Source organism: Actinocrinis puniceicyclus (assembly GCF_018283645.1).
In the GTDB taxonomy this organism is placed as follows: Bacteria; Actinomycetota; Actinomycetes; order Streptomycetales; family Catenulisporaceae; genus Actinocrinis; species Actinocrinis puniceicyclus.
The window spans coordinates 16,727-43,077 of the sequence record NZ_JAGSXH010000030.1; the positions used below are offsets into that span (position 1 = coordinate 16,727).

Sequence of the window (26,351 nt, forward strand, 5' to 3'; positions counted from 1 at the left end):
CGATGCGCGGGCGCCAGGCGCCGCCCGCGCATCATCACCGGGATTCGGCTCTCCGGCTCTCCGATCCGCGGCCGCTTTTCGTAAGGGAGCCGCCCATGGTGCCGCACTCCCGAGACCTCTCCCGCGCGCGGTCGCACTCGCCGGGCCTGTACGTCGAAGTGGCCCGCGCCGAGCACGTGACGACCGTCTGCGTCGACGGGGACGTCGATCTGGCCACAGTGTGCCTTTTGAGCGCGGCCGCCGAGGTCTGCTTGCAGGGGCCGCCGCTGCGGGTGATCGTCGATCTTTCGCGGGTCACCTTCTTCGGCGCCGCCGGGCTGACCGCGCTGGTACGCCTGCGCGAACAGGCCGAGAACGCCGCGACCGACCTCGTGCTGAGCGCCCCGTCCGCGGCGGTGCACACCGTGCTGGACATCGTGGACGTGGCACGGCGCTTCCGCATCGAGCCGGTGCCCGCGGCGCAGCCGGCCGGCAGCGATGCCGCGGCGCAGCACGGCACGGTGCACCGCAGCGCGGTGGCCTTCCGTCCCGGCTGCTAGTGTCCCGCGCCGGAAATCCGCCGTGAAAATTTTCACGGCGGATTTCCGGCGCGGGACACCAGGCCAGGCCCGCATCGTTTCCGGTACCGGCGAGCGGGCAATCGCGGGCGTTCGCGTCGCACCGGGCGCAGCCGTGCCCGCACCGGAAGTGAGGCACCGGATGAGAATCCGCTCGGTCGTCGTCCTGATCCTGGTCTTCGGGACGCTGGCCGCCTGCGTCTCCGTCCGGCAGGGCGGCGGCGGCTTCGGCGGCCCCGGCGGTTCCTCCGGGCCCGGCGGCGCCTCCGGTGCGCCCGGCTCGGCGAGCTTCGCGTCGGTTCAGCCCGACCTGGTGTTCGTCGACAGCACGCTCGGCGAGCAGAGCGAACAAGCCGCGGGTACCGGGGTCGTACTCACCTCGTCGGGCGAGGTGCTGACCAACAACCACGTCATCGAAGGGGCCACGAACGTGCAGGTCACGGACGCCGGCACCGGTCATACGTACACTGCCACCGTGGCCGGTTACGACCGGTCGCGCGACGTGGCGCTGCTGCGGCTTCAGGGCGCGCGGAACCTGCCCACGGCCACGCTCGACACGTCCGCACAGCCGTCGATCGGTGACCGGGTCGCGTCGGTCGGCAACGCCGGCGGCACCGGCTCGCTGGCGGTCGCACCCGGCACGATCACCGCGCTGAACCAGTCGATCACGGCCTCCGACCAGTCCTCCGGCAGCGCGGAGCAGCTGACCGGGCTGATCCAGGTCAGGGCGCAGGTGCGTCCCGGCGACTCCGGCGGCCCGCTGGTGAACAGCGCGGGCCGGGTCATCGGGATCACCACCGCGGCCGGCAGCACTTACCAGTTCCACAGCCGGGGCGGCACCACCGCCGGTTTCGCCATCCCGATCGGCACGGCGCCGGGAATCGGACGGCAGATCGCGGCGGGACGGGCGTCGCAGACCGTGCACGTGGGACCCACCGGGCAGCTCGGCCTTGAGATCACCGGCACCTCCGCGGGCATGGACTCGGCCGGCGGCGGGGCCGCGGTCGCCGGGGTACTGCCCGGGGAGCCGGCGCAAGCCGCGGGCCTGGCCGAGGGCGATGTGATCACCTCGCTGGACGCCGCGCCGGTCGATTCGCCGACGACGCTGATCGCGCTCATCGACCGCGACCGTCCCGGCCAGTCGGTGGAGATCGGCTGGACGGACGGGACCGGGCGCAGCCGCACCGCGACGGTCACCCTCGCGGTGGGGCCGGCGGGCTGAGCCGAGGCGTATGAGAGCACGAACAGGCTCGCGGTTGCGCGTGGTTCACACAGATCGAACGCACGTGCAACCTCGGGTTGGATCTCCCGGGTCTTCCTGAAACCCGGGAGGGCTGCGAGGATGAAGACCTCCGGAGTGCGGCCGGAGCCCGTCCGACGCGGCTTCCGGATCCGTGAGAAGGGCGGTGGGCTCACGATGACCTTCCACAACCGCGCGCAAGCGGCTCGCCGATTGGCTGAGCACGTTCGCCGGCTGCGGCCGCTGGACCCGGTCGTGGTCGCGCTGGCGCCGCGCGGAGTGCCGCTGGCCGTGGACGTGGCGGCCGCGCTCGCCGCACCGCTGGACGCGGTGCTGATACACGAACTGGCCGTCCCCGGATGCCCGCCGGGAGTGCTCGGTGCCGTGGGAGAAGACGGCGTCATGGTGCTCAATCGACTGCTGGCCACGCGCCTCGGCGTCGATGCGAAACTGCTGGACAAGACCGCGCAGCAGGCCGCCGCGCACACCGAGGACCTGCGCCGCGCGCTGCGCGAGCAACTGCCGCAACAGCCGCTGAAAGGCCGCACCGCGGTGCTCGTGGACGCGGGTGTCGCCACCGGTGCCGGGGCGTCGGTGGCCGTGAGCGTGCTGCGCAAGCGGGGCGCGGACACGCTCGTGCTCGCGGTGCCGGTCGGTGCCAGCAGCGGGCTGCGGCGCCTGCGTTCCCAGGTTGACGCCCTCGTGTGCGTGCGGGAGATGCCGTGGCCGCGCCCGGTGCACGAGTGGTACGACGACGACAACCCGGACCTGAGCGACCACGAGGTCCGGCACGTACTCGTGAGCGCCGCGCGGGAGCCGGGATCCGGCGTACCGGCGATGGCCGGGTCAGGCGCGGGGGCCGGTCAGTCGGCGCAGACGCGCCGGGGCGGCAAGGGGATGAAGCCGCTCGTCCGGGCAGCGTATTCGGCGTAATCCGGCGGGATCTCGATCATGTGCTTCTCGGTAAGCGGTCTGCCGCCGCCCTTGGTGAGCAGCCGGGTCATCAGGGACCGGTGAAAGGATCGCGCACGGCACAGCCCACTGATCGACGCCGATCTGGAACAGCAACGATTTCCCGCGGTTCGCGGGATCGGTGAGCGGCGCGCCGCGCGGCGGCTTCGCGGGCTGTCGCGGCGGGATCCGCGCTCCTCAACGGCCGAGCTTTTCCGGCTTGCGCGGAAGGACCGGCAGGCCGCGCAGGAACAACTTCAGGCCCTGCACGCGGATTCGAGCACTGACGATCTGCGGCGCGAGCGGAAGACGTGCGGCGGTGCGCAGCAGGTTCCACGTGGTCGCGGGCCGCCGGGTACCCCGCAGGCTGGCGACGAACGGCGGGCGGCCGGCGCGCTCGAGCCGGATCGAAAGGGCGAGGCGCTCGCCGGGTTCGGGCAACAGCATCCGGTAGTCGCCCTCGATCGGGATGAACGGCGAGACGTAGAACGCCTTTTCCGCGCTCGCCCGGCCGGCCGCGTCCGGAGCCAGCAGGTAGCAGTGCATCCCGCCGTACGTGTTGTGTACTTCCGCGATCACGCAGCGCAGGTCGCCGCCGCGGTCGTGGCACCAGTACACCGTCAGCGGGTTGAATACGTACCCGAAGACCCGTGCCGAGGCAAGCATCGTGACGCTGCCTCCGGCCAGGTCGATCCCGTGCCCGGCCAGGAACCGGTCCACGTTCTCGCGCAGGGACAGCCGCGGGTCGCCGAGGTGGTCCCGCGCCCGGAAACCGGCCAGGAACCGCAGCGGCCCGGGTGGGCACGGCAGCCGGGCGAGATCGATCATCCACAGGTAGGTGCGGTACGTGAAGTCGTTGCGGATCGGCGCGGTACGCACGTGTCGCAGCCGGCAGATGTACAGCGCCGGTTCGGCAGGTTCGGCAGGTGGCGCCGCGGGCGCGGTGCCACCCGGCTGCGCGGTCACGGCGGTCACCAGGTCACCCCGAAGGCTTCGGCGGCGGCCACGCCGGAGGCGCAGCCGTCCTCGTGGAAACCCCAGCCGTGGTACGCCCCCGCGAACGCGGTCACCGCCGTGTTGAGTTGCGGAAGGCGGGCCTGCGCGGCGACGGACTCGGGCGTGTAGACAGGGTGCTCGTACAGCATCCGGGCCAGCACGCGCTCCGGCCTGATCCGCTCGGTCGCGTTCATCGTGACGAGGTAGTCCTCCGGCTCGTCCAGGCGGTGCAGCCGGTTCATGTGATAGCTGACCACCGCCGCGTGGCCGCCGCCGTGGCCTTCCGCGGTGGCCGCGGCCGGGCGGGCCGGACGTTTCGAGCACCCGGCCAGCAGGTAGTTCCACGAACCACGCGCCGCGTGCGCCTTAGGCAGCAGCGAAGCGTCGGTGTGCAGCAGCGTCTCGTTGCGCGAATACGGAATCGCGCTGAGCACCGCGCGTTCGTCCTCGGTCGGATCGGCCAGCAGCCGGAGCGCTTGGTCCGCGTGGGTGGCCACCACGACCCGGTCGGCGACGTAGTGATCACCCGCGTCGTCCACGATGCGCACGCCATCCGCGGTGCGGCTGACCGCGCGCACCGGAGTGGACACGTGTATCGCGGTAAGACCCTTGACCGCGCGCTCCACGTATGTGCGTGACCCGCCGACCACGGTGCGCCAGCGCGGTGAGCCGGTCACCGCGAGCATGCCGTGGTGGTCCAGGAACCGGAACAGGTACCGCGCCGGGTAGCGTTCGACGAGCGCTGTTCCGGTCGACCAGACCGCCGAGACCAGCGGGACCATGAAGTGGTCCGCGAAGAAGCGCGAGTACCCGCCGGCGCGCAGGAAGTCGCCGAGGGTCGGCCCCGGGCCGCCGGGCGGCTCGCTCAGCAGCCTGCGGGCCTGGCGGTGGAAGCGCTTCACTTCGGCGAGCATCCGCAGGTATTCGGGCCGCAGCGCGGTGTTCGGCCGGGCGAACAGGCCGCGCAGTCCGCGCGCCCCGGCGTATTCGACGCCGCAGCCTTCGCACCGCACGCTCATCGACATATCAGTTTCCTGAGTCGCGATGCCGAGTTCGCCGAACAGCCGGGTCAGCCGCGGGTAGGTGCGCAGGTTGTGCACGATGAACCCGCTGTCCACCGCGACCGGGCGACCGCCCCGGCCCGGCAGGTCGTGGGTGTGGGCGTGGCCGCCGAGCCGCGGGTCGGCCTCGAACAGGGCTACCTCGTACCGGCGTTGCAGCAGGTAGGCGGCGGTCAGCCCGGACACCCCGGAGCCGATGACCGCGACCCTGCCCCGACCGCCTCCACCCCCGCGCTCGCTCGCGCGCGTATACGCGGTCCTGCCCGCCGTCGGCGGAGTCATCGACCACGCCCCTTTCGTTGAGAGGACATCGGTATTGGTTCGGCGCATACGCGTCATCGGATTGGTCTGGCAGACGCCTATTTGAAGGGATCGAACGATGCACCAAGCCGAGTGGCGTCCGGCTGCGAATACGGTGGTGAAGCACGGCATAAGCGGAGCGGAAGAACCGGAGACCATGCAGCGGCGCACTCCCGACAGACCCGGCGGCCAGCAGCCCCGGCTGAAGCTCCTCACCCGGGACGAACGGGTGACGAGCGTCGCGCTGCTCATCCACGGGGGGACGGCCGCCAGCCGCGACCCCGTGCCGCGCGGCAGCCTGGCGCTGGCCCGCATGCGCCTGTTCGCCCCGGCGATCCTCGACGCCGCGGCGGGCCACGGGGCGGCCGTGGCGCTGCTGCGCAACCGCTACCGCGGATGGAACGAGCCCGACGGCGATCCGGTCGCGGATGCCGGGTGGGCGTTGGACGAGATCGGGCGACGCTACGGCGACGTGCCGGTCGCCCTTGTGGGCCATTCGATGGGAGGACGAGCGGCGCTGCGGGTCGCCGGCCACCCGGCGGTGCGCGCCGTCGCCGCGCTCGCTCCGTGGCTGCCCGAGGGCGAACCGATCGCGCAGCTGTCCGGGCGGACCGTGCTGGTGGCTCACGGCGAGCGGGACGGCGTCACCAGTCCCGCGGCCTCCCTCGCCTATGTGCGGCGTGCGTACGCGGCGACCGACCGGATCTGCTTCTGGCAGGTAGGCGGCGCGCGGCACGCGATGCTGGAGCGGCCCGGCCTCTGGCATCGCCTCGTGCGCGACTTCGCCCTCGGCACGCTTGGGATCAGAGCACTGACCCCGGAGCTGGCGGACGCGCTCGACGCCGGGGCGTTGGACCTCGGCGCCCGGGGACCGGGCGGGCCGCGCGACGCGGCCCCCCGCGGCTGACGGCGACGCGGACCGTGGCATCAGGCGTCTGCCGCCGCGGCGGCGGCGTACCGGGCGAGCGCCGCCTCCCGGGCGGCGGCCAGGTCGACCACCGGCCGCGGGTAGTCGGACCCGATCACGCAGCCCGCCTCGCGCTGCACCGACTCCGGCATCTTCCACGGCTCGGCCAAGTGGCGGCGCGGTACCCGCCGCAGCTCCGGAACATATTCGCGCACGTAGACGCCTTCCGGGTCGTAGCGTTCGAGATGCAGCGTCGGGTTGTAGACCCGGCGGAAGACCGGCTGCGGATCGACGCCCACCGAGGCGATCCACTGCCAGTTGCCGTTGTTGTTGGCCTGGTCGCCGTCGATCAGCAGCCTCATGAACCACTGCTCGCCGCGCCGCCAGTCGATGCCGAGCTGCTTCGTGAGGAACGAGCCGGCGACCAGCCGGGCGCGGTTGTGCATCCAGCCATCCCGTCGCAGTTGCCGCATCGCGGCGTCGACGAGCGGGAATCCGGTGCGTCCCTCGGTCCAGGCGGCGAACAGCGCGTCGTCCTCGGTCCAGGCGATCGTGCCGCGGTACCGCACCTGGTATTCGAGCCTTGCGTTCTCCGGGTAGTGGAACTGGACGTGGTGGTAGAAGTCGCGCCAGCAAAGCTGCCGCCGCCACTGCTGCGGCCCCTCGCCCCGCGGCAGCGCGGCCTCGACCTCGCGCGGGGAGAGACACCCGAAGTGCAGGTAGGCCGACAGTTTCGAGGTCCCGTCCAGGTCCGGCCGGTCGCGTTCCTCGGCGTACTGGTGGATCGGGCCGCGCAGAAACCGGTCGAGCCGCGCCACCGCCTCCCGCTCGCCGCCGCGCTGCGCGCCTTCGAGCGCCGCGGACAGACCGAGTTCGTCAGCCGTCGGGATGCGCCCGTGATCGAGGCCGGGCGGCGACGGTATGTGCGCCGGCGCGGGGATGGGCGCCCGGCGCGGGATGTCGAGCCAGCTGCGGTAGAAGGGGCTGAACACCGCGTACGGGCCGCCCGCGCGGGTTCTGACGGCCGCGACATCGTCGGCCACGGTCAGGCCCGGCAGCGCCTGCTCCGCGATGCCCGCCGCCTCAAGGGCCGCGTGTACGCTCCGTCCTCGGCTGCGCGCGAATGGGGTCACGTCGCGGGTGTAGTAGACCTCGGTGGCGCCGGTGATCCCGGCCAGCTCGATCAGGGCCCGCTCCGGCCGCTCGCGGCGGACCACGAGCCGGGCGCCGCGCTCCCGCAGCTCAGCGTCGAGGTCTTCGAGGCATTCGATCAAGAAGCGGGTGCGCGGGCCCGAGGCGTGCCGGCCCGCGAGCAGCCTGTCGTCGAAGCAGAAAACCGGCACGACGCGGTCGTGCGCGCGCAAGGCGGCGTCCAGCGCTGGATGGTCGGATATGCGCAAATCATGGCGAAACCACACAAGCGCTGTCATACCGGACGAGAATATACGCGATGGAGCGGGTAGGCAGCCGGAACGCGATTTTGCCCGACCTGGTGCGTCAGGCCGCCGCGGACGGCAATCCGCGAGGCAGGCGGCTCCGAAGTAGGGAAGCAAGGACGTGAAGACCGATGTGGCGGGCCTCGGCCGCGCCGCGCAGGCGGCGGGAGAACCGTGACGGAACGAGTTTCTGGGCACGCGGGCGCGCACCCGCCCGGCGGGTTGCGCGGCGTGCCCGCGTCCGCGGCGGACGGGCCGGGCGGCGTCGCGGCGAGCCCCGAGGAGTGCCTGCGCCGGGTGGCGCTCGGCGACCGCGAGGCGTTCGACCGCGTCTACGCGATCTTCGCCGGCCCGGTGTTCGGCCTGGCGCGACGCGTCCTGCGTGATCCGGCGCAGGCCGAGGAGGTCGCGCAGGAAGTGCTGGTCGAGGTGTGGCGCACCGCCAGCCGTTTCGACCCGCAGTTGGGCACCGCGCAGGCTTGGGTGATGACCATGACGCACCGGCGCGCCGTAGACCGGGTCCGCTCCGAGCAGGCCGCCGAGAACCGCGAGGCCAGGCTCGCGCGCTCGTCGGCGGTGGTGGACTACGACGACGTGGTCGAGACCGTGGAGAACCGTCTGGACCAGCAGCGCGTCCGCAACTGCCTGGGCGGCCTGACCGACCTGCAACGCGAGGCGGTAACCCTCGCGTACTACAACGGGTATACATATCCGCAGGTTGCCCAGTTGCTCGCGGTGCCTTTGGGTACCGTCAAGACACGTATGCGCGACGGATTGGCCAGGCTGCGCGATTGCCTGGGAGTGGGGCGATGACCATGGACGCTATGCCGGATGTGCACACGCTGACCGGAGCTTACGTGTGTGACGCCCTCGCGTCGGACGAGCGCGCCGCCTTCGAAGCGCACTTGGCGCAGTGCCCGGTATGCCGGCAGGAGGTCACGGAACTGCGCGAGGTCGTCGCGGTTCTCGGCGCGGCCGCGGCGCTCGAACCGCCGGCCCGGCTCAAGGCGGCCGTCGGCGCGCGGATCGCGGTCACCAGGCAACTGCCGCCCAAGGTAGGCGAGGAGCGCGCGACCACGGCCGGGCCGGTCGAGCAGGGGCCGGTCGAGCAGGGGCCGGTCGAGCAGGGGCCGGTCGAGCAGGGGCCGGTCGAGCAGGGGCCGGTCGCGGACGGGAAAGCCGAGTACGGGCAGGTCGCCTCGCTCGACGAAGCCCGCGCTCGCCGGCGGCTGCGCCGGTCGGCGTGGTCGGGCTGGGCCGTCGCGGCCGCGCTGGCCGGGGTGCTGGCCGTCCTGGGCGTACACAGCGGAAGCCAGCAGCAGCAGATCAACGCGCTCTCCCAGCAGACCAAGGTCGTGCAGCAACTGCTCGACGCGCCCGACGCGCACAGCGGCAACGCGGCCGTGCAGACCGGCGGGACCGCCGCGGTGCTCGACTCCCGTAGCCGGGACGAGGCCGTGATCACCTTCGCCGGGCTGGCGGCCCCACCGCCGGGCAAGACGTATCAGCTCTGGATGATGGGGCCGGGTGGCGCCCGCTCCGGAGGGCTGCTGCCCGTCCCGGCGTCCGGCAACCCGGGGCCCGTCGTCGCGCACGGCCTCGGCGACGCCAAGACCATCGGGCTGACCATCGAACCCGTACACGGCTCACCGCAGCCTACCGGCCCGCCGATCCTTTTGCTGCCCATGGGTACCTGAACGAGCGTCGGTGAGTTCTTACGGAGTGATGTCGGCTCGCGCGTTAAAGCACGGCCACTGCGACACTGGGCCGATGCGTAAACGCAGACGCAGGCTCGTGATCGTCGCCGCCATGGTCGGAACACTCGCGTCGTTGCTGTCAGCTTGCTCGTCAGGGGGCGGTGGAACGGCTCCGGCGACGTCTGCCTCGATGTCTGCGAACGCGTCGACGCCCGCGGCGAACTCGACGGCGACCGCATCCGGCAAGGCGATCGCAGTCGGTGACCAGGACTGGGTCACCTTCCACCGGGACAACGCCAGGACCGGCGTCGCGCGCGGTGTTACGCATCCGGCCAGGCTGAACGTCGCCTGGCGGGCTCACCTCGACGGCGCGGTGTACGGCCAGCCGCTGCTACTCGGCGGGATGGTCGTCGCCGCGACCGAGAACGACTCCGTCTACGGGCTCTCCCCCGCCGATGGACGCGTTCTGTGGCGGACCGCGATCGGCCGCCCACAGCCCCTGTCCCAGCTGCCCTGCGGCGACATCGACCCGCTCGGGATAACCGGAACGCCCGCGTACGACCCGGTAACCGGCTCGCTGTTCGTACTCGGCGAAACCGAGGGCAGGCACCACGTGCTCGCCGCGCTCGACCCGGCCACAGGCAGCGTGCGCTGGAGTCGGCCGGCTGAGCCCACGGCCGGTAACGCAATGGACGCGCAGCAGCGCGGAGCGCTTACCGTGGCGTTCGGCCGCGTGTACGTCCCCTACGGCGGCTTGGCCGGCGACTGCGGTGGCTACGTGGGTTCGGTGGTGGCTATCCCCGCGACCGGCCGCGGGGATCAGCTCTCGTATAACGTGCCGACGCCGCGCAACGGCGGTATCTGGACGCCCGGCGGCCTGGTCGTGCACGAGCAGACGCTGCTGGCCGCGGTCGGCAACGGCGCGGAAACCGGAACCTACGACGGAAGCGACTCGGTCCTCGCGCTCACGCCGGACCTCAAGCGCGCGGACTTCTTCGCGCCGACCGGGTGGGCGGCAGACAACGCCGAGGACCAGGACCTCGGCTCGATGTCGCCCGCTCTCATTGGCGATCGGGTGCTGATCGCCGGGAAGCGCGGCACCGCGTATGTTCTGGATCCGCACCACCTCGGCGGTATCGGCGGACAGGTGGCGCAGTTGCCGTTGTGTGCGGCATACGGCGCGGCGGCCGTGGCCGGCAACACCGCATATCTTCCGTGCCACGGCGGCTTGCGGGCGGTGACCGTGACCGGGTCCACCGTATCCGTACGGTGGCAGGGCGATCCGCAGTCGGCCAGCGACCCGCCGGCTGCCGGTGGAGGCGCGGTCTGGTCGCTGGACGACGGCGCGGGAGTGCTGTACGCGCTCGATGAGGGCACCGGCAAGGCGCTGGCGCAGGTGAACGTCGGCAGGGCGCCACACTTCGCCTCCCCGACCCTCGGCCCTCGCGGCGCTTACGTGGGCACCCTCGACGGCGTCACCGCGGTCGGCATATCGGCATCCTGAGAGCGCCCTTCTACGACGGCGTACGTGCACGCGCAAGCAGTTCGACCACCTCGGTATCCGTGAGCTGGTCGAAGTCCTCGTACCAGTAACCGACCGCGAACATCGGCTCAGGGGCGCACAACCACACCACCTCGTCGGCGACCTCGCCGAGGGCGCCGACCAGTTCCAGGGGAAGGACCGGCGCGGCCAGCACCACGCGCGCGGCGCCGCGCTGCCGCACGACCTGGCAGGCGGCGCGCGCAGTGGAACCGGTGGCGATCCCGTCGTCGACGACGACGACGGTGCGCCCGGCGATGGGCTCCGGTTCGCGCCCCACCCGGTACGCCTGTGCTCGCCGCAGCAGCTCGGCGGCTTCGCGCTCCTCGACCTGGGCGAGCAGGTCTTCGCCGATCCGCTCGAGCCGCAACACCTCCGCGTCCACGACCCGGGCACCACCCTCACCGATCGCGCCCATCGCGAGCTCCGGCTGCCACGGAACGCCGAGCTTGCGCACCACGATCACGTCCAGCGGCGCGCCCAACGCATGCGCGACCTCGTAGGCGACCGGCACGCCGCCGCGCGGCAGGCCGAGGATCACCGGCCGCTGACCACGCAGGTGCTCCAGCCGGACGGCCAGGCTCCGGCCTGCATCGACGCGGTCCGCGAACCGCGGTTCCGGCTCCTGGTACATCGCCGCCACCTCCCATCGTCGTTCGCTGGGCGCAGAGCGCGGGGTCGGTTCGAATCTGAGCGTGCGCGCGGGGTGTGGTACCCCTCTGCGCGCGCACGCTGAATCAGACGATTCCGCACCATTCAGTCAACGCCTCTCCGGCCTGTGCCGCACGGGACACCGGGTCCGTCTCGTCGCAAGCCCAGGCGACATACCCGTCCGGGCGCACGAGCGTCAACGCGTGCGCTGCGTCCGCGCACACCGCGAAGGCGACGTCGGCCTTGCGGTCCTCCACGAGCCGTGCTTCGCCACCGGACGGCGCGGATCGACTGATGAGCACGAAACGCCCGTCACGCAACCGCTCGTAGAGGCGGCCATCCGCGAGTTGCACGTCCCCGACGCGTGTACCGGCGGCAGGATGCGCGCCGTGCGCGCGTCCGTACTCGATCCCGATCCCGCTGACCGTGCCGATCGCGCGGTTCGCGATCGGCCGAACACGCAAGGCAGCGGCGCTTAGTACATCCCGCGCGGCGCGCACTGCCAGCGGCTTGACCAGGGCCAAGCGCACGAGCGCGCCGCTGCTGCGCAGCACCTGCCGGCCGACGGGATGGCGCTCTGCGTTGTAGCTGTCGAGCAGGCGCTCGGGATCGGCGGCCCGTCCGCGCAGCGCGGCGGCGAGCTTCCAGCCGAGATTCGCGGCGTCCTGCAGGCCTGTGTTCATCCCCTGCCCGCCGGCCGGTGTGTGGCAGTGCGCGGCGTCGCCGGCCAGGAACACCCGCCCGACCCGGTACTCGGGCACCTGACGCTCGTCGCTCTGGAAGCGGGAGAGCCAGCGGGCCTCGGCCAGGCCGAAATCGGTGCCGAACGCCCGCTCCAGCACCTCGCGGATCTCGGCGAGCTCCAGCGGCGCGCCCGGCGGCAGCTGGCGGTCGCGGTTCCAGCAGAAGGTCCGGTACCAGCCGTCGCCGAACGGCGCGACGAAAGCAAACGCGTCACCTACCGCGCCGACGGTCAGCACGTCCTGCGGAGGCTTGGCGAAACGCACGTCCGCGAGCACGAGCGAGCGGACGACCGGACGTCCGGGATACGGCAGGCCGAGGGCCTCACGCACGGTGCTGTGCACGCCATCCGTGCCGACCGCATACTCGGCTCGGAAGACTGATTCGGGCGCCGCTTGGGCCTCAGGCCGCACGCGCACCGACACCCCTTCCGCGTCCTGGCTGAGACCCGCGACACAGACGCCGCGAAGCACGCGGGCTCCCGCCGCGACGGCTCGCTCCTCCAGCACGCGCTCCACGTTGAACTGCGGGGTGACGAGCAGGAAGGGAAAGCGGCTCGGCAACTGCGCGAAGGAGAGCGCCACCTTTCCGTACAGGCGCAGCGCGTCGACCGTCGTGCCGGTCGCCAGCAGACGGTCGGCCAGACCGCGGGCGTCAAGCTGCTCCAGCGTGCGTGCGTGCACGGCGAAGGCACGGGTGGTGGTCGTGTCCGGGGGCTCGGCGCGGCGTTCGAGCACCGTGCAGGCGATGCCGCGCTCAGCCAGGTCCCCGGCGAGCAGCAGCCCGGTCGGACCCGCTCCGACAATCACGACGTCCTGGTCCCGATGCATCTCGTGCGTCATCTCACTCATCCTCCTCATCCACCGTTGCGGCCGTCCGCGGGGAACCCGTCGCGGCGCCGAGTTCAACGTAAATCCGGACGGCCGCGAAAGTCAACGCTTGTTGGCCAACTAGCGTTGGCAAACGACGCGCTTGTGTCGCGCGGCCGCGCCCGCCAGCATGGACGGCGACGGCGGAACGTCGTTGTGACATGGATCACACCCATGGGTGTACGAAACCGTTTCGTACAGCAGGCGGTCCGAGGTAGAGTTCCGGAACGAAACGGTTCCGTACACCCGGATGGTCGGGAAGGAAGGACATCGTGGTCGACTTGGAGATCGGTGCGCGCGGGCTGGAGATGCCCGAGCCGCGTGGTTCCCGGCGCGGTCCGGAGCGGCGCGAGGCGATCTGCGACGCGGTGTTCGAACTGCTCGGCGAGGTCGGTTACGACCGGATGACCATGGACGCGGTCGCCACGCGGGCTCGTGCCAGCAAGGCCACCATCTACCGGACCTGGCCCGACAAGCCGGGCCTGGTGGCGGAAGCCCTGATCAGCCGGTTCGGTCCCACTCCGGACGCTCCGGACACCGGCTCGCTGCGCGGTGACCTCATGGCCTTGATGTCTCGCGCGTGCGAATTGACCAACAGCCCGGACGGCGAGGTCATCACCGGCGTGTTGACCGCCGCGGCCCGGAATCCCGCGCTCGGGCGCACGGTGCACGAATGCACCTACGAGTCCAAGCACTGCATCAACGAGACCATCATCCGCAACGCCGCCGAGCGCGGCGAGATCTCAGCCGACGCCGATCCCGGGCTGCTGCACGAGGTGATGTACGCGCTGATCCTGACGCGCAAGCTCACCTCCGATCAGCCGCTCGACGAGGAATACAGCAGGCACGTCATCGACGACGTCCTGATCCCGCTGCTGCGGGCGCGCGACGCAGGGGCTTGTGATGCGCCCCCCGTCGACCTGCTCCGATAGCGGCTCCCCGGAATCTGTCGGTGCCGGGTCGTAGATTCTCTCCACGACGCTGAGATCTGTCACGCGCGCCCGGGTGCGCGGTTGTACCGCCCTTGGAGGGGAATCCATGTCCGAAAACACCGCTGTCACGCGCGCCGGAACGCCCGGCGCGCATCCGCCGGACCACGCGCAGCCCGACCCGAGACGCTGGCTCGCGCTGGTGATCATCCTCATCGCGCAGCTCATGGTGGTGCTCGACGCGACCATCGTGAACATCGCGATGCCGTCGGCGCAGAAGGCGCTGCACATCGACGACGCCAACCGTCAGTGGATCCTGACCGCCTATACCCTGGCCTTCGGCGGTCTGCTGCTGCTCGGCGGCCGACTGGCGGACTATGTCGGGCGCAAGCGGATCTTCCTGATCGGCCTGGTCGGCTTCGCCGGCGCCTCGGCGCTCGGCGGCGCGGCGCAGAACGAGGCGATGCTGTTCGCGGCCCGCGCGCTGCAGGGCGCCTTCGGCGCGCTCCTGGCTCCGGCCGCGCTCTCGCTGATCACCGTCACCTTCACCGACGTCAAGGACCGGGCCAAGGCGTTCGGCATGTTCGGTGCGATCTCCGGCGTCGGCGCGGCCATCGGCCTGCTGCTCGGCGGCGTGCTGACCCAGTACACCAGCTGGCGCTGGTGCCTGTTCGTGAACATCTTCATCGCGGCGATCGCCATCGCGCTGGCGGTCCCGATCGTCAAGGAGAGCAAGGCCGAGGGCAACACCCGGTACGACGTCCCGGGCACCCTGCTCTCCAGCATCGGCATCGGCGCGCTGGTCTACGGCTTCACCGAGGCCGCCAAGCAGAACAGCTGGACCTCGACCGGCGTGCTGGTCTCCTTCTCCATCGCGGCCGTGCTGCTGGTCGGCTTCGTGCTCCTGGAGTCGCGCATCGCCAACCCGCTGCTGCCGCTGCGGGTGGTCTGGCACCGAAACCGGGGCGGGTCGTTCCTCACCTCGATCATCATCGGCGCCGGCCTGATGGGCATGTTCCTGTTCATGACCTACTACTTCCAGCAGATCCAGCACTACTCCCCGCTCAGGAGCGGCGTCTCCTACCTGCCGTTCTCCGGGGCGCTGATCGTCACCGCGGGCGTCAGCAGCGCTCTGCTGCCGCGGCTCGGCCCACGGGTGATCATGACGACCGGCGGCCTGCTGGCCACCGGCGGCATGACCTGGCTGACCCAACTGCGGGCGGATTCCTCCTACGCGACGATGATCCTGCCGGCGCTCATCATGCTTGCCGTCGGCATGGGCTGCGTATTCGTGCCGCTGGGCAACACCTCGCTGACCGGCGTGGCCAACCACGACGCCGGCGTGGCAAGCGCCATGGTCAACACCACCCAGCAGGTCGGCGGCTCGCTCGGGGTGGCGCTGCTGAACACGGTGTTCACCACGACGATCCTGTCGTACGGCACCAACCACCACACCTCGCCGTTCTCGCCGGCGGCTCAGGTACACGGCTACAACGTGGCCTTCACCATCAGCGCGATACTGCTGGGCCTGTCCACGCTGGTCACGTTCGCGCTGATCCGCAAGGACCCGGCGCAGAGCGTCGAGGGCGAGGCCACCGGCGCGGGCGTCGAGGCCCCCGCCGCGGTCGTCCACGTGGGCTGACCCACCAAGTCGGCGCACAGGACCGGTGCACTGAGCGGGAGCACCGAACGGGCGCACAACCGAATACGCGACACCCTCTGCAGCAGGGGGCGCCGGGGCTCCGCCTTCACTCGACGGTGAAGGCGGAGCCCCGGCGCGTTGGCGGTGGAGCCCCGGTCCCGGTGGGTCGGGACCGGGTCAGACCGGTGTCCCTGCGGGTGCCGCAGAGGTTTACGAGTGGGCGGCCAACACCGGGTAGTAGCCGTCGGCCTGGCCGGTCGCGGTCGGGTGATAGGAGTCGCCGATGTTCGTCCAGTCCACCGAGTGCAGCCAGCCCGAGCCGTCGCACAGTTCGTGCCCGCTGAAGATCGGGCGCACGTCCGCGTACACCACGCCGTTGCGGGAAGCGGCCTGCTGGACCAGCGAGTCGAGCACGTTGATGCCCTCGTCGATCTTGGCCCGGCTGGTGCTGCTCAAGCCGACGCAGAACGAGACGCTCAGGTCGTAGAAGTCCGGGTAGTCCATGAACACGATCCGGGCGTTCGGCGCCTTGGCCTTGATCGCGCTGAGCACGTTGTCGTATCGGCCGGGCAGGACCGACTCGGCCTTCGCCTCGTCGGCGTTGACGTCGCTGACGCAGGTGCTGGTGCCCCAGAGAACGCAGTTCTCCATGGTGCTGGAGAAGCCCACGTCGTTGCCGCCGATGATCAGCGAGACCAGGTTGGTTCCGCTGTTGATCGAGGCGATCTGGGTGCTGAGCACGTCGCTGGTGGTCGCGCCGGAGCAGGCCGGGAAGGCGAACGAGGCCGGGCTGTTCGCGTTCTTCCACAGGTAGGCGGCCGCGTTGGTGCTGCGGTAGCACGAACTGCCGTCGGAGAGGTAGCTTCCGGCGCCGAGGCCGGAGGCGTACGAGTCGCCGAGCGCGACGTAGTTCGTCGACGACGCGTTGGCGGGAGCGGCGGTGAGCAGGACGGCGGCCGCTGTTGCGGTCGCCGCGGTGAGCGCGACAAGGGTATGACGCGGGCGCAAGGTTCCCTCCGGGTTGTGGAGTCTGATGCAGCTAACACATCTGTAACTCCCTAACGCCGAGCGGGAAAGAGCGAATACGTTCTATGCGAAGATTTTGCCGTTCCGCACATTCTACGTTTATGCAGGTAAACGCACTATTCATGAGTAGAAGATGAATGCGCGTTCATATTCCCTACCTCAGTCTTCGCAGACGACCTCTCCCGCGGCCACGGTGAGCACGACGCGCGCCTCGGCGATACGGGACCGCGCCGCGGCGAAGACGTCGCGATCCAGCACCGCGAGGTCCGCCCGTTTGCCGATCTCCAGCGAACCGGCGAAGGACTCGGCGTGGCACACCCTCGCCGACCCGGCCGTGTACGCGGCAAGGGCGTCGGTGAGGGAGAGCGCCTGCTCGGGCAGGAAGGGCACGGTACCGGGCGGTGCCTGCGGCTCGACGCGGTTGACCGCGACATGCACCGCCTGGAGCGGATCAGGGCTCGAAACCGGCCAGTCGCTTCCCGCTGCCAGCATCGCCCCGTCCCGGCACAGCGCGCCGAACGGGTACTGCCCCGCGTAACGCTCGGGTCCGAGCACCGGTTTGTTGAGCGCGCGCATCTGCCCGTCTTCAGCGGCCCACAGCATCTGCATCGTCGCAGTGACGCCAAGCTTCCGGAAACGTGGAACGTCGCGCGGGTGTACGACCTGGAGGTGCGCGATGTGGTGCCTGTTGTCGGCCGCACCGTTGGCTGCGTGCGCGGCCTCGAACGCATCAAGGCAATCGCGCACCGCACGATCGCCGATCGCGTGGACGTGCACCTGGAAGCCCAGGGCGTCGAGGCGCGTCACCGCCTGCGTCAACAGTGCCGCGTCGAGATAGCCGTGCCCGCGGTCGCCGGTGGCACGGCCGGCCGCGTCGTAATAGGGGTCGAGCATCGCAGCCGTCAGGTTCTCGCAGATCCCGTCCTGCATGATCTTGACGGTTCCCGCGCGCATGCGGCCACGGCCGGGCCGCGGACTCGCCGGCGCGGCGGCTGCCGCGCGCCGCTCGACCAAGTCGGCGATCTGCTCCAGCCCGCGGTTGCGGTCCCACCACAACGCACCGGTCACGTGGCCCGTGAGCAGACCTTCCCGAGCCGCACGCAGGTAGGCCGGCAGGATGTCGTCGTAGCCGAGATACGCGCCCACGATCGCGTCCTGCCAGCCGGTCACGCCGAACGAGTGCAGATGGCGCTGCCCTTCCAGCAGCGCGGCCAGACAGTCGTCCTCGCTCAGCCGGGGCGCGTGGCGGCCGACGAGGTTCGCGGCCTCCTCGTGCAGCGTTCCGGCCGGCGAACCGTCGGGCTCGCGGGCGATGCGGCCGCCGACCGGGTCGGGCGTGTCCCGATCCACTCCGGCGATCCGCAGCGCCACGCCGTTGGCCCAAGCATCGTGGTGGTCGCGGTTCAACAGGAACACGGGGCGGTCGGGCACCACCGCGTCGAGCAGCGCACGGCCGGGCGCTGCACCGGGGAACTGGTCCATCGACCAGCCGCCGCCGACGATCCACGGCCGGTCCGGATGCTTCGCCGCGTACGCCGCCACGCACGCGACCGCCTCATCCGCGTCGCACGCCGCGGTCAGATCGCACCGTAGCCGCTCGGCGCCGCCGAACACCGGATGCACGTGCGCGTCGACGAACCCGGGTAACGCCGACCGGCCGGCCAGTTCCACGACCCGCGTGCGCGGACCGATCAACGTCCGCGCATCCCGCGCACCGAGCGCGGCGATGACGCCGGCGCGCACGGCCACACCCGAGGTCCACGAGCGCGCGGCGTCGGCGGTGAAGCAGGGTCCCCCGAGCAGGACGAGGTCGGCGGGCGTGGCGGTCATGGAGCCGAGCATCGCACGCGCAGGCTCGCGCCTCCTACCGACAGAATGTAAGCCATGAGGATCCTTGAGCTGGCGGTCGGCGCCGGCATCGTAGCGGCGACCTGGCTTTCTCTGGTGGCGAGCCTGGTGATGCCGCGCGGGCTGCGTTCCAGCTACACCCGGCTGGTGCACGGCGCGGTGCGGTGGCCGTTCCAGTTCGCGGCCGACCGCTGCCACACCTACGACGCCAAGGACCGGGCACTGGCCTGGGCCGCGCCGCTGGGCATCCTGGTCACCCTGATCAGCTGGCTCGCCTTCTTCCTGGCCGGATTCGGGCTGCTGCTGGCGGGCGCCAGCGGGCTGAGCCTCAACGGTGCGTTCCGGGAGGCGGGCTCCTCGCTGTTCACCCTCGGCTTCGCCTCCTCCGCCCGGGACCGGCTCACCTTCCTCGACTTCGCCGCCGCGGCCACCGGCCCGGTGGCGATCGCCTTGCAGATCGGGTACCTGCCCGCGCTGTACTCCGCCTATTCGCGCCGCGAGGCGGAGGTGACGCTGCTTCAGGCGCGCGCCGGGGTGCCGGCCTGGGGCCCGGAGATCCTCTCCCGGCACGTCCAGGTCGTCGGGCTGCGCGAGAACCTGCCGGACCTGTACCGCGGCTGGGAACGCTGGGCCGCGGAGATCTCGGAGAGCCACACCAACTACCCGGTGCTGATCCACTTCCGCTCGCCGCAGCCCAATCGCAACTGGCTGATCGCGCTGCTGGCCGTGATGGACGCGGCCGCACTGGAACTGGCGCTCAACCCGAGCAACCGGGACGCGGGCGCGATCCGCATCGGGCTGCGCGGCGGGTTCACCTGTCTTCGGGACATCGCGCACATGGAGCGCATCCCGTACGACCCGGATCCGGACCCGGACAGCGACATTCAGCTGAGCTTCGAAGAATTCTCCCAAGGCATCGACATGCTGCGATACGGCGGATACCCGACCGAACGCAGCCCGGAAGAGGCTTGGCCGCACTTCCGCGGCTGGCGCGTCAACTACGAGGCCACCGCGTACGCTCTCGCGTACCGCATCGACGCCGTCCCCGCGCCGTGGTCCGGGCCGCGCCGCACCCCCGGCCAACTGGTCAGGGTACGCACACCCCGGGACCGGCAGCCGACCAAGGGCGTACCGGCCGAGACCTCCACGACGCCTGTGCACAAGACCCCGGACCAGAGCCCGCGCGAGAGCCGGAGCTGAGACGGTATAAGACGGTATAAGCCCTCTGTCAAAAAGATTCGCGCAAAAAACCCATACAAACCTCAGGCAACGGATACCGGACACCTGCCGGTCGGCTTCGCGTTCCGCTCCGTCCACCCCCGGCACATAGCTTCACGGCCGTAGCCGGGCTGCATACGGGCACGCCCGCGCCCCGCCGCATGGAGCAATGCCATGAGGACACGTATAAAGCTCTGGACCGCGGCCAGCTGCGCCCTGGTCCTGGGCACCGGTACCGCATTCGCCGTCGTATACGGCCCCAACCATCACGCCGGCCCACAGGGCAACGGCGCCGCCTATACCCCGGTCGGCTGGAAGGTCACCCCGGCCGGCCGACAGGCCGCACTCGGCTCGCTTCCCACCAGCACCGCTCTCTCGCCGGACGGCCGGCTGCTCGCCGTCCTCGACGCGGGTGACGCCACCAATGAGCAAATGCAGGTCGTCGACACGCGCACCGGCGCCGTCGTGGACGCCTTCGCCTACACCTCGCCCGAAGGCGTCTACGCGGGTGTCGCGTTCAGCAAGGACGGCTCACGCCTGTACGCCTCGGGCGGCGGCAGCGAGAAGATCCACGTGTTCGACGTCGCCGCGGGCAAGGTCACCAAGGACTCGGACATCGCGCTGCCGACGAAGAACCCGGCCGGCGTCGCGGTCAACCTGTACCCGGCGGGCCTGGCCGTGACGCCCGACGGCTCCCGGCTCGTCGTGGCCGATCAGCTCGCCGACGCGGTGTCCATCGTCACCGTCGCGACCGGGGCGGTCGCCACCGTCGGCGTCGGCCACAACCCGTATGCGGTCGCGCTCTCCCCCGACGGCCGCACCGCCTACGTATCGGACCAGGGTTCGAATACGGTCGACGTGCTCGATGTGTCCGGACCGGCCCCGGTCAAGGCGCGCTCGGTGACTGTGGGCACGCACCCGAACCGTGAAGTCGTCGACCCGCACACGGGCACCCTGTACGTGGCCAACGGCGACAGCGACACGATCAGCGTGATCCGGCGGGGCACCGGCGTCGCTCGCACCTCGTTCGACCTGGCTCCGTACCGCAACGCCCCGGTCGGCTCGAACCCGGACGGCCTGGCGCTGTCCGCGGACGGGCGCACGCTGTACGTGGCGAACTCCGGCAACAACGACATCGACGTCGTGCACGTCTCCTCGGGCCGGGTCGAAGGCATGATCCCGACCGGCTGGTACCCGACCTCCGTCACCGTGTCGAGCGACGGGCGCAAGTTGTTCGTCACCAACGCCAAGGGCCTGGGCGCCGGTCCGAACGACGCGGGCGGCGGCCCCAACCCGACTCAGGGCGACGGCTACGGTACCGGGAACACGTACATCGGCACGATGATCGACGGCACGCTGTCCACGATCAGCACCCCGGGCACCGCGCAACTGAACCGCTACTCGCGGCAGGTGGTCTCCAACGACGGCTTCGACGAGCGGGACAAGGTGCGCGAGGCGGTCGCGGCCAACCCGGTGCCCGACCGGATCGGCGCGTCCTCCCCGATCAAGCACGTGATCTACGTCGTGCGTGAGAACCGCACCTACGACCAGGAGTTCGGCTCGCTCGGCAAGGGCAACGGCGACGCGGCGCTGAACCTGTTCGGCGACGACTCCGCGCCCAACTCCCGCGCGCTGGAGCGGCAGTACGTCACGCTCGACAACTTCTACGCCGACGCCGAGATCAGCGCGCAGGGCTGGAACTGGTCCGTCGGCGCGAATTCGAACCCGTACGTGGAGCAGACCTGGGTCGGCAACTACTCGGGCCGCAACCACCCGTACGACTACGAGGGCGGCAACCTGGCGACCGCGCCGAACAACGACCCGCTCGACGCGTACATCTGGGACCGGCTGGCCGACAAGGGCGTCTCGTTCCGCAACTACGGCTTCTACGAATCCGACAACGTGCTGAACACCGGCTCGACCGGCGGCCCGGACCCGCGCCTGGCCGCGAACACCGACCCGCACTTCTACGGCTGGGACCTGGCGGTGCCCGACTCCTCCGGCACCTTCGCCGGCCCGAACGAGGCGCACGCCCGCATCGACGAGTGGCAGAAGGAGTTCTCGCAGTACGTCGCGAACGGCGACCTGCCCAAGGTCGAACTCCTGCGCCTGCCCAACGACCACACCGCCACGACCAGGCTCGGCGCACCGACCCCGCAGGCGTACGTCGCGGACAACGACTACGCGCTCGGCCGGCTCGTCGACACGGTCTCGCACTCCGCGTACTGGTCGTCCACGGCGATCTTCGTGGTGGAGGACGACGCGCAGGACGGCCCGGACCATGTGGACGCGCACCGCACCACGGCCGAGGTGATCAGCCCCTACACCCGCACCGGCAAGGTGGACTCGACGTTCTACTCGACGGTCTCGATGCTGCGGACCATCGAACTGCTCGTCGGGATCAAGCCGCTGACGCAGTTCGACGCCTCGGCGACGCCGATGTTCAACGCGTTCACCCCGCGTCCGGACTTCGCGCCCTACAGCGCGATCAAGCCGGCCGCCTCGGTGCTCACGGCGGTCAACGGGGCGGGCGCGCCACTGAGCGTTCAGACCTCGAAGATGGACTACACCCAGGAGGACCGGCTGAACGACCAGCTGGCGAACCTGGCCATCTGGGAGTCGGTGAAGGGCACCGGCTCGCCGTACCCCGGCGCGCAGCACCACGTCTTCCCGGGACCCGGCCCGGCCGACGCGGCGGGCACCGGCGCGCTGAGCGGGTCCGACAACTGACCGGCCGCTCACGCGAGCGGGCGGCTCGGAGGCAGGACGCCGAGCCGGCCCACTGAGTCAGTTCACGCAGGGAATACCGGGCGGCGCGGTCACCACCGGCGCTGCGGTCGTCGGCGCGGTCGTCGCCGGCGCTGCGATCGCCGACACACTGGCCGGCGAGGCCGTGTCCGCCCGGACCGCGTTCTTCGGCACCGCCTTGCCCCGCCGCACCGGGTCGTGCAGGGCTGAAGCACTGGGCGTCGCGCTCGCGGCCGCCGTAGCGGCCGGGGCTTCAGTCGCACTCGCAGTTGCGGGCGCGGCCGGGCCCCCGGCCGCGACCCCGGCCGCGGTCTCGGCCGCCGCCTGGGGGATCGCTGGTCCGCCCGGCGGCGGTGGCGCGGCCGTGCCGGACGCGTCGGGGCCCTGCCCGGACAGCAGCCGCTGCGCCACAGCACGCACCTGAGCCGGGTCGATGAGGTTCACCGACTCGCCGTCCTCGGTCGCGTAGCCGGTGATCGGCAGCGTGTAGAACGTCACGTCGCCCGAGGTCACCGCTCCGGCCCGATGGATGAACGAAAGCAGGTCGAAGCCGGAGTCGACCACGACGTCCCTGCGCGCGACGTCGAGCAGCGCGCCGATCCGGCTCATGTCGCCGAAAACCCCGGCGCGCTTGAGCTTGTTCACGGCCGAGGCGAGAAACGCCTGCTGGCGGTGCGTGCGATCCAGGTCCCCGTTGGCCAGACCGTGCCGCTGCCGCACGAAGGCGAGCGACTGCGCGCCGTCCAGGGTCTGCACCCCGGCCGGGAAGTGCGCCCCAGAATACCGGTCGTTCACCGGCTCGCGCAGGCAGACCGGCACTCCGCCGAGCGCGTCGGCCAGGTCGTAGAACCCGGCCAGGTTGACCTCGGCGAAGTGGTCGACGGTGACGCCCAGCAACCGCTGCACCGCGTCGATGGCCGCATGCCGCCCGGCCTCGCGGCCCAGCCGTTCCAGCGTGGCCCGGTCACTCGTCCCGTCAGCCTGCGCGACGGCCTGCGCGTTCGCCTTCGCCCGGCCGTAAGCCTCCTTGATCTTGTGCTGGCCCAGGCCCTCGGGCAGGTCCACGAAGTCGTCGCGCGGGATCGACAGCGCCACGGCGCGCGAGCCGTCCGCCGGCACGTGCAGCAGGATCAACGTGTTCGTGTTGTACCCGCCCACATCGCTGGAACTGCCCGCGTGCAACTGCGCGAGCACCGCCGGGGGCAGGTCGTTGCCCTGGTTGTCGCGCCGCGAGTCCAGCCCCATCAGCAGGATGTTGAGGTCGGCTCCGGCGTGCGGCTGGGAGTTGAGACCCGCCAGCGCGTGCGAGCTGGCCAGACCGCCGAACACGGAGGAGTGCAGGTACCAACCGCCGGCGGCCGCGGCCAGGACGAGAGCCGACGCCACGCCGAAAAGAGCACGCAGGATGCGGTGTGCGCGCCGGGTCAGCCTCAGTTGCGCCGGGAGCGGCCGAGCGGGAGCGGTACGCGGCGGCTGCGGTCGCCGGGCGCCAGAGGCAGTTGCGCGCGGCGGCCCGGACCGGGGGATGCGGCCCGGACCGCCGCTCTGCGTATAGCCTCCGCGCCGGTCCACCGCGTCTCCCGTTTGTACGCACCCGAGGATCCTCGTCTCTTGATCCTAGGAAGGTCGCGCACAACGCTTCCGACGCCACGGCGCCATCTCACTCGTCCGGAGCAGCACACAACACGGCTCGGCGTTGGTAACGTGCGAAGAGTGACGAGACCTGATCTGACGGCCGGCTATCCGCAAGCACATCGCGACGCTCTCACCGAGATCATCCATGGGCTGACGATCAGCGATCCATACCGGTGGCTCGAAGACGCGGCCTCGGCGAGGACCGAGGCGTGGAGCCGCGCGCAGGACGCGCTGTTCATCCGGGCCCGCACGGCCTGGAGCGATTACGGCCCGCTGCGCACCCGGATCGCTGAGCTCTCCGCCACCGGGGCGGTCGATCCGCCGGTCTGGCGCGGCGAGCGGGCGTTCTTCACCCGGCGGCTGCCCGACCAGGAGCACGCGGTGCTGGTGACCGTGGACGCCGCGGGAACCGAGCGGGTGCTGGTCGATCCGGTCCGGCTGAATCCGGACGGCACGACCACGCTGGACGGCTGGTACCCCTCGCCGTCGGGACTTCTGGTGGCATATCAGGTCTCGGAGGGCGGCACCGAAGAGTCGGTGACCCGGGTACTCAACTCCGTGACCGGCGAGGACGTCGACGGGCCGATCGACCGCACCCGGTACACCGATGTCTCCTGGCTCGCGGACGAAAGCGGCTACTACTACACCCGCCGGCTGGCGCCTGAACTCGTTCCGCCGCACGAGACGCAGTATCACCGGCGCGTTTATCTACACCGCGTGGGCACCGATCCGGCCGATGACCCGTTGATCTTCGGCGAGGGCCTGAAGCTCACCCGCTACCACCACGCGTCGGTCTCCGCAGACGGCCGCTGGCTTCAGGTCTCCAGCAGCGAGGGTACCGAGCCCAACAACGACCTGTACCTCGCCGACCTGTCCGGGGCAGATCCCGCCGCGCCGCCGTTCAAGCCGGTGCAGACCGGTGTCGCGGCGACGACGTACCTTTACCCGGCACGCGGGGACAGTCCGCTGGCCGGACGGGCGCTGGTGTTCACGACCCTGAACGCTCCGCGCGGCCGGATCTGCGTCACGTCCACCGACGACCCGGCGCCCGAGGCGTGGCGCGAACTGATCCCCGAGGACGCCGAGGCGGTCATCGAGGACCTGGCCCTGGTCGACGGCCCGGAACTACAGCGCCCCCTGCTGCTCGTGGTGCGGATCCGGCACGCGACCTGTGAAATAACAGTGCACGACGCGGTCAGCGGCGAACAGCACGGTACGGTGCCGCTGCCGTCGGTAGGGACCGTTGCGGCTCTCACCACGCGACGCACCGGCGGCCATGAAGCATGGTTCAGCTACACGGACTTCGGGACGCCGCCGCGCGTGTACCGTTACGACGCGCGAACCGGCGCGACGACGCTCTGGGCTGACACGCCGGGCAAGCCGACCTCGCCGAAAGTCCACACGCAGCAGGTCGAGTACGCCTCGAAGGACGGCACCGTCGTTCGTATGTTCATCGTTTCCGGTGAGCCGAACGAGGTGCCCGGCCAACCGCGCCCGGCGCTGCTTTACGGCTATGGCGGCTTCAACGTCAGCCTGCCACCCGAATACACCGTCTCCGCGCTGACGTGGGTGGAAGCCGGTGGCGTCTACGCCGTCGCCAACCTGCGCGGCGGCGGTGAGGAGGGCGAGCAGTGGCACCGGGCCGGCACGTTCGCCGACAAACAGAACGTCTTCGACGACTTCCATGCGGCAGCGCAGTACCTGATCGACCGCGGCTGGACCACGCCCGACCAACTCGCCATCCACGGCGGTTCGAACGGCGGCCTCCTCGTCGGCGCCGCCCTTACCCAGCATCCGGAGCGGTACCGCGCGGTCGCCTGCTCGGCGCCTCTGCTCGATATGGTGCGTTACGAGCTGTTCGGCCTGGGTGAGACCTGGAACGTCGAGTACGGATCGGCCGACGATCCGCAGCAGCTCGCTGCCCTGTTCGCCTATTCGCCGGTACACAACGTGCACGAGCACACTCAATACCCCGCGGTGCTGTTCACGGTCTTCGAGGGCGACACGCGGGTCGATCCGCTGCACGCGCGCAAGCTGTGCGCGGCGCTCCAGTGGGCGACCAGCGGCGATCCGGCCGACCGGCCCGTCCTGCTGCGCCGGGAGACCGGAGTCGGGCACGGCGCCCGTGCGGTGTCGCGCAGAGTCGACCTGCTCGCCGACACCCTCGCGTTCCTCGCGCACCACACGGGTCTACGGTTCGGCTAGCCTGGCGGGGTACCCGACCCTACTGGTGGGTACACCACGACCGTCGGCCACCAGCCGAGGGTCGAACGCATCGAGTCGAGACGTCGTGTGCCATAAGCACCGGGTCACCGAACCGAGACAGAAAGGCGGCAACGGTGCCGTCGACGACACCGCG

The 26,351-nt window shown here is 70.9% G+C and carries 20 protein-coding genes; 12 read left to right on the forward strand and 8 right to left on the reverse strand.

Features of this window, described 5'->3' with window-relative positions; all coding sequences use genetic code 11:
- The first annotated feature begins 95 nt into the window (after window positions 1-95).
- The 3 genes from KGA66_RS11105 to KGA66_RS11115 all read left to right on the forward strand — a co-directional run bounded on the left by KGA66_RS11105 (window position 96) and on the right by KGA66_RS11115 (window position 2,730).
- Complete coding sequence (locus KGA66_RS11105; RefSeq protein WP_211467441.1) at window positions 96-539, forward strand: STAS domain-containing protein; 444 nt, start codon at window positions 96-98, stop codon at window positions 537-539.
- Between the two features lie 160 nt (window positions 540-699).
- Window positions 700-1,779 carry a S1C family serine protease gene (locus tag KGA66_RS11110; RefSeq protein WP_211467443.1) on the forward strand — a complete coding sequence of 360 codons (1,080 nt, stop codon included), beginning with the start codon at window positions 700-702 and terminating at the stop codon, window positions 1,777-1,779.
- Between the two features lie 231 nt (window positions 1,780-2,010).
- A complete protein-coding gene (locus KGA66_RS11115; RefSeq protein ID WP_211467445.1) occupies window positions 2,011-2,730 on the forward strand; it encodes a phosphoribosyltransferase family protein in 720 nt (239 codons plus the stop codon).
- Between the two features lie 216 nt (window positions 2,731-2,946).
- Here KGA66_RS11115 and KGA66_RS11120 read toward each other — a convergent pair whose 3' ends face one another.
- Both KGA66_RS11120 and KGA66_RS11125 read right to left on the reverse strand, forming a co-directional pair.
- Window positions 2,947-3,714 (reverse strand): DUF1365 domain-containing protein, encoded by a 768-nt coding sequence (locus tag KGA66_RS11120; protein ID WP_211467486.1) that lies wholly within the window; start codon window positions 3,712-3,714, stop codon window positions 2,947-2,949.
- Window positions 3,715-3,719: 5 nt separating this feature from the next.
- Window positions 3,720-5,087: an NAD(P)/FAD-dependent oxidoreductase gene (locus KGA66_RS11125; protein ID WP_211467447.1), complete on the reverse strand. Its 1,368-nt coding sequence runs from the start codon at window positions 5,085-5,087 to the stop codon at window positions 3,720-3,722.
- Between the two features lie 97 nt (window positions 5,088-5,184).
- Here KGA66_RS11125 and KGA66_RS11130 point away from each other — a divergent pair, with 97 nt between their 5' ends.
- Window positions 5,185-6,012 carry an alpha/beta hydrolase gene (locus KGA66_RS11130; protein ID WP_211467449.1) on the forward strand — a complete coding sequence of 276 codons (828 nt, stop codon included), beginning with the start codon at window positions 5,185-5,187 and terminating at the stop codon, window positions 6,010-6,012.
- Window positions 6,013-6,032: 20 nt separating this feature from the next.
- On the opposite strand, the gene KGA66_RS11135 is transcribed toward KGA66_RS11130, so the two are convergent.
- Window positions 6,033-7,442 (reverse strand): cryptochrome/photolyase family protein, encoded by a 1,410-nt coding sequence (locus KGA66_RS11135; protein ID WP_211467451.1) that lies wholly within the window; start codon window positions 7,440-7,442, stop codon window positions 6,033-6,035.
- Between the two features lie 237 nt (window positions 7,443-7,679).
- Here KGA66_RS11135 and sigK point away from each other — a divergent pair, with 237 nt between their 5' ends.
- From sigK to KGA66_RS11150, 3 genes are all read left to right on the forward strand, one after another.
- A complete protein-coding gene (gene sigK / locus KGA66_RS11140) occupies window positions 7,680-8,261 on the forward strand; it encodes an ECF RNA polymerase sigma factor SigK (RefSeq protein ID WP_211467488.1) in 582 nt (193 codons plus the stop codon).
- Entirely contained in the window at window positions 8,258-9,145 is an 888-nt protein-coding gene (locus tag KGA66_RS11145; RefSeq protein ID WP_211467452.1) for an anti-sigma factor, read from the forward strand. The genes sigK and KGA66_RS11145 overlap by 4 nt, the downstream gene beginning before the upstream one ends.
- Before the next feature lie 190 nt (window positions 9,146-9,335).
- Window positions 9,336-10,649 carry an outer membrane protein assembly factor BamB family protein gene (locus tag KGA66_RS11150; RefSeq protein WP_211467454.1) on the forward strand — a complete coding sequence of 438 codons (1,314 nt, stop codon included), beginning with the start codon at window positions 9,336-9,338 and terminating at the stop codon, window positions 10,647-10,649.
- Window positions 10,650-10,659: 10 nt separating this feature from the next.
- On the opposite strand, the gene KGA66_RS11155 is transcribed toward KGA66_RS11150, so the two are convergent.
- Both KGA66_RS11155 and KGA66_RS11160 read right to left on the reverse strand, forming a co-directional pair.
- Window positions 10,660-11,319 carry a phosphoribosyltransferase gene (locus tag KGA66_RS11155; RefSeq protein ID WP_211467456.1) on the reverse strand — a complete coding sequence of 220 codons (660 nt, stop codon included), beginning with the start codon at window positions 11,317-11,319 and terminating at the stop codon, window positions 10,660-10,662.
- Window positions 11,320-11,422: 103 nt separating this feature from the next.
- Window positions 11,423-12,919 carry an FAD-dependent oxidoreductase gene (locus KGA66_RS11160; RefSeq protein ID WP_246507493.1) on the reverse strand — a complete coding sequence of 499 codons (1,497 nt, stop codon included), beginning with the start codon at window positions 12,917-12,919 and terminating at the stop codon, window positions 11,423-11,425.
- A gap of 299 nt (window positions 12,920-13,218) precedes the next feature.
- Between KGA66_RS11160 and KGA66_RS11165 the strand changes: the two genes are divergently transcribed.
- Both KGA66_RS11165 and KGA66_RS11170 read left to right on the forward strand, forming a co-directional pair.
- Window positions 13,219-13,878: a TetR/AcrR family transcriptional regulator gene (locus KGA66_RS11165; RefSeq protein WP_211467458.1), complete on the forward strand. Its 660-nt coding sequence runs from the start codon at window positions 13,219-13,221 to the stop codon at window positions 13,876-13,878.
- 106 nt (window positions 13,879-13,984) lie between these two features.
- Window positions 13,985-15,517 carry an MFS transporter gene (locus tag KGA66_RS11170; RefSeq protein ID WP_211467460.1) on the forward strand — a complete coding sequence of 511 codons (1,533 nt, stop codon included), beginning with the start codon at window positions 13,985-13,987 and terminating at the stop codon, window positions 15,515-15,517.
- A 210-nt stretch (window positions 15,518-15,727) separates the two neighbouring features.
- Here KGA66_RS11170 and KGA66_RS11175 read toward each other — a convergent pair whose 3' ends face one another.
- Both KGA66_RS11175 and KGA66_RS11180 read right to left on the reverse strand, forming a co-directional pair.
- Entirely contained in the window at window positions 15,728-16,525 is a 798-nt protein-coding gene (locus KGA66_RS11175; RefSeq protein WP_211467462.1) for an SGNH/GDSL hydrolase family protein, read from the reverse strand.
- Window positions 16,526-16,702: 177 nt separating this feature from the next.
- On the reverse strand, window positions 16,703-18,373 hold the full coding sequence (locus KGA66_RS11180; protein WP_211467464.1) for an amidohydrolase: 1,671 nt from the start codon (window positions 18,371-18,373) through the stop codon (window positions 16,703-16,705).
- Between the two features lie 54 nt (window positions 18,374-18,427).
- On the opposite strand from KGA66_RS11180, the gene KGA66_RS11185 reads away from it, so the two are divergent.
- Entirely contained in the window at window positions 18,428-19,591 is a 1,164-nt protein-coding gene (locus KGA66_RS11185) for a hypothetical protein (protein WP_211467466.1), read from the forward strand.
- 192 nt (window positions 19,592-19,783) lie between these two features.
- Window positions 19,784-22,339, forward strand: a complete 2,556-nt coding sequence (locus KGA66_RS11190; protein WP_211467467.1) for a bifunctional YncE family protein/alkaline phosphatase family protein — start codon at window positions 19,784-19,786, stop codon at window positions 22,337-22,339.
- A gap of 57 nt (window positions 22,340-22,396) precedes the next feature.
- Here KGA66_RS11190 and KGA66_RS11195 read toward each other — a convergent pair whose 3' ends face one another.
- Window positions 22,397-23,743 carry an LCP family protein gene (locus tag KGA66_RS11195; protein WP_211467469.1) on the reverse strand — a complete coding sequence of 449 codons (1,347 nt, stop codon included), beginning with the start codon at window positions 23,741-23,743 and terminating at the stop codon, window positions 22,397-22,399.
- A gap of 327 nt (window positions 23,744-24,070) precedes the next feature.
- Here KGA66_RS11195 and KGA66_RS11200 point away from each other — a divergent pair, with 327 nt between their 5' ends.
- The gene (locus KGA66_RS11200) at window positions 24,071-26,197 is read left to right on the forward strand and encodes a prolyl oligopeptidase family serine peptidase (protein ID WP_312886859.1); all 2,127 of its coding nucleotides are present in this window, start codon (window positions 24,071-24,073) and stop codon (window positions 26,195-26,197) included.
- Window positions 26,198-26,351: the final 154 nt, after the last annotated feature.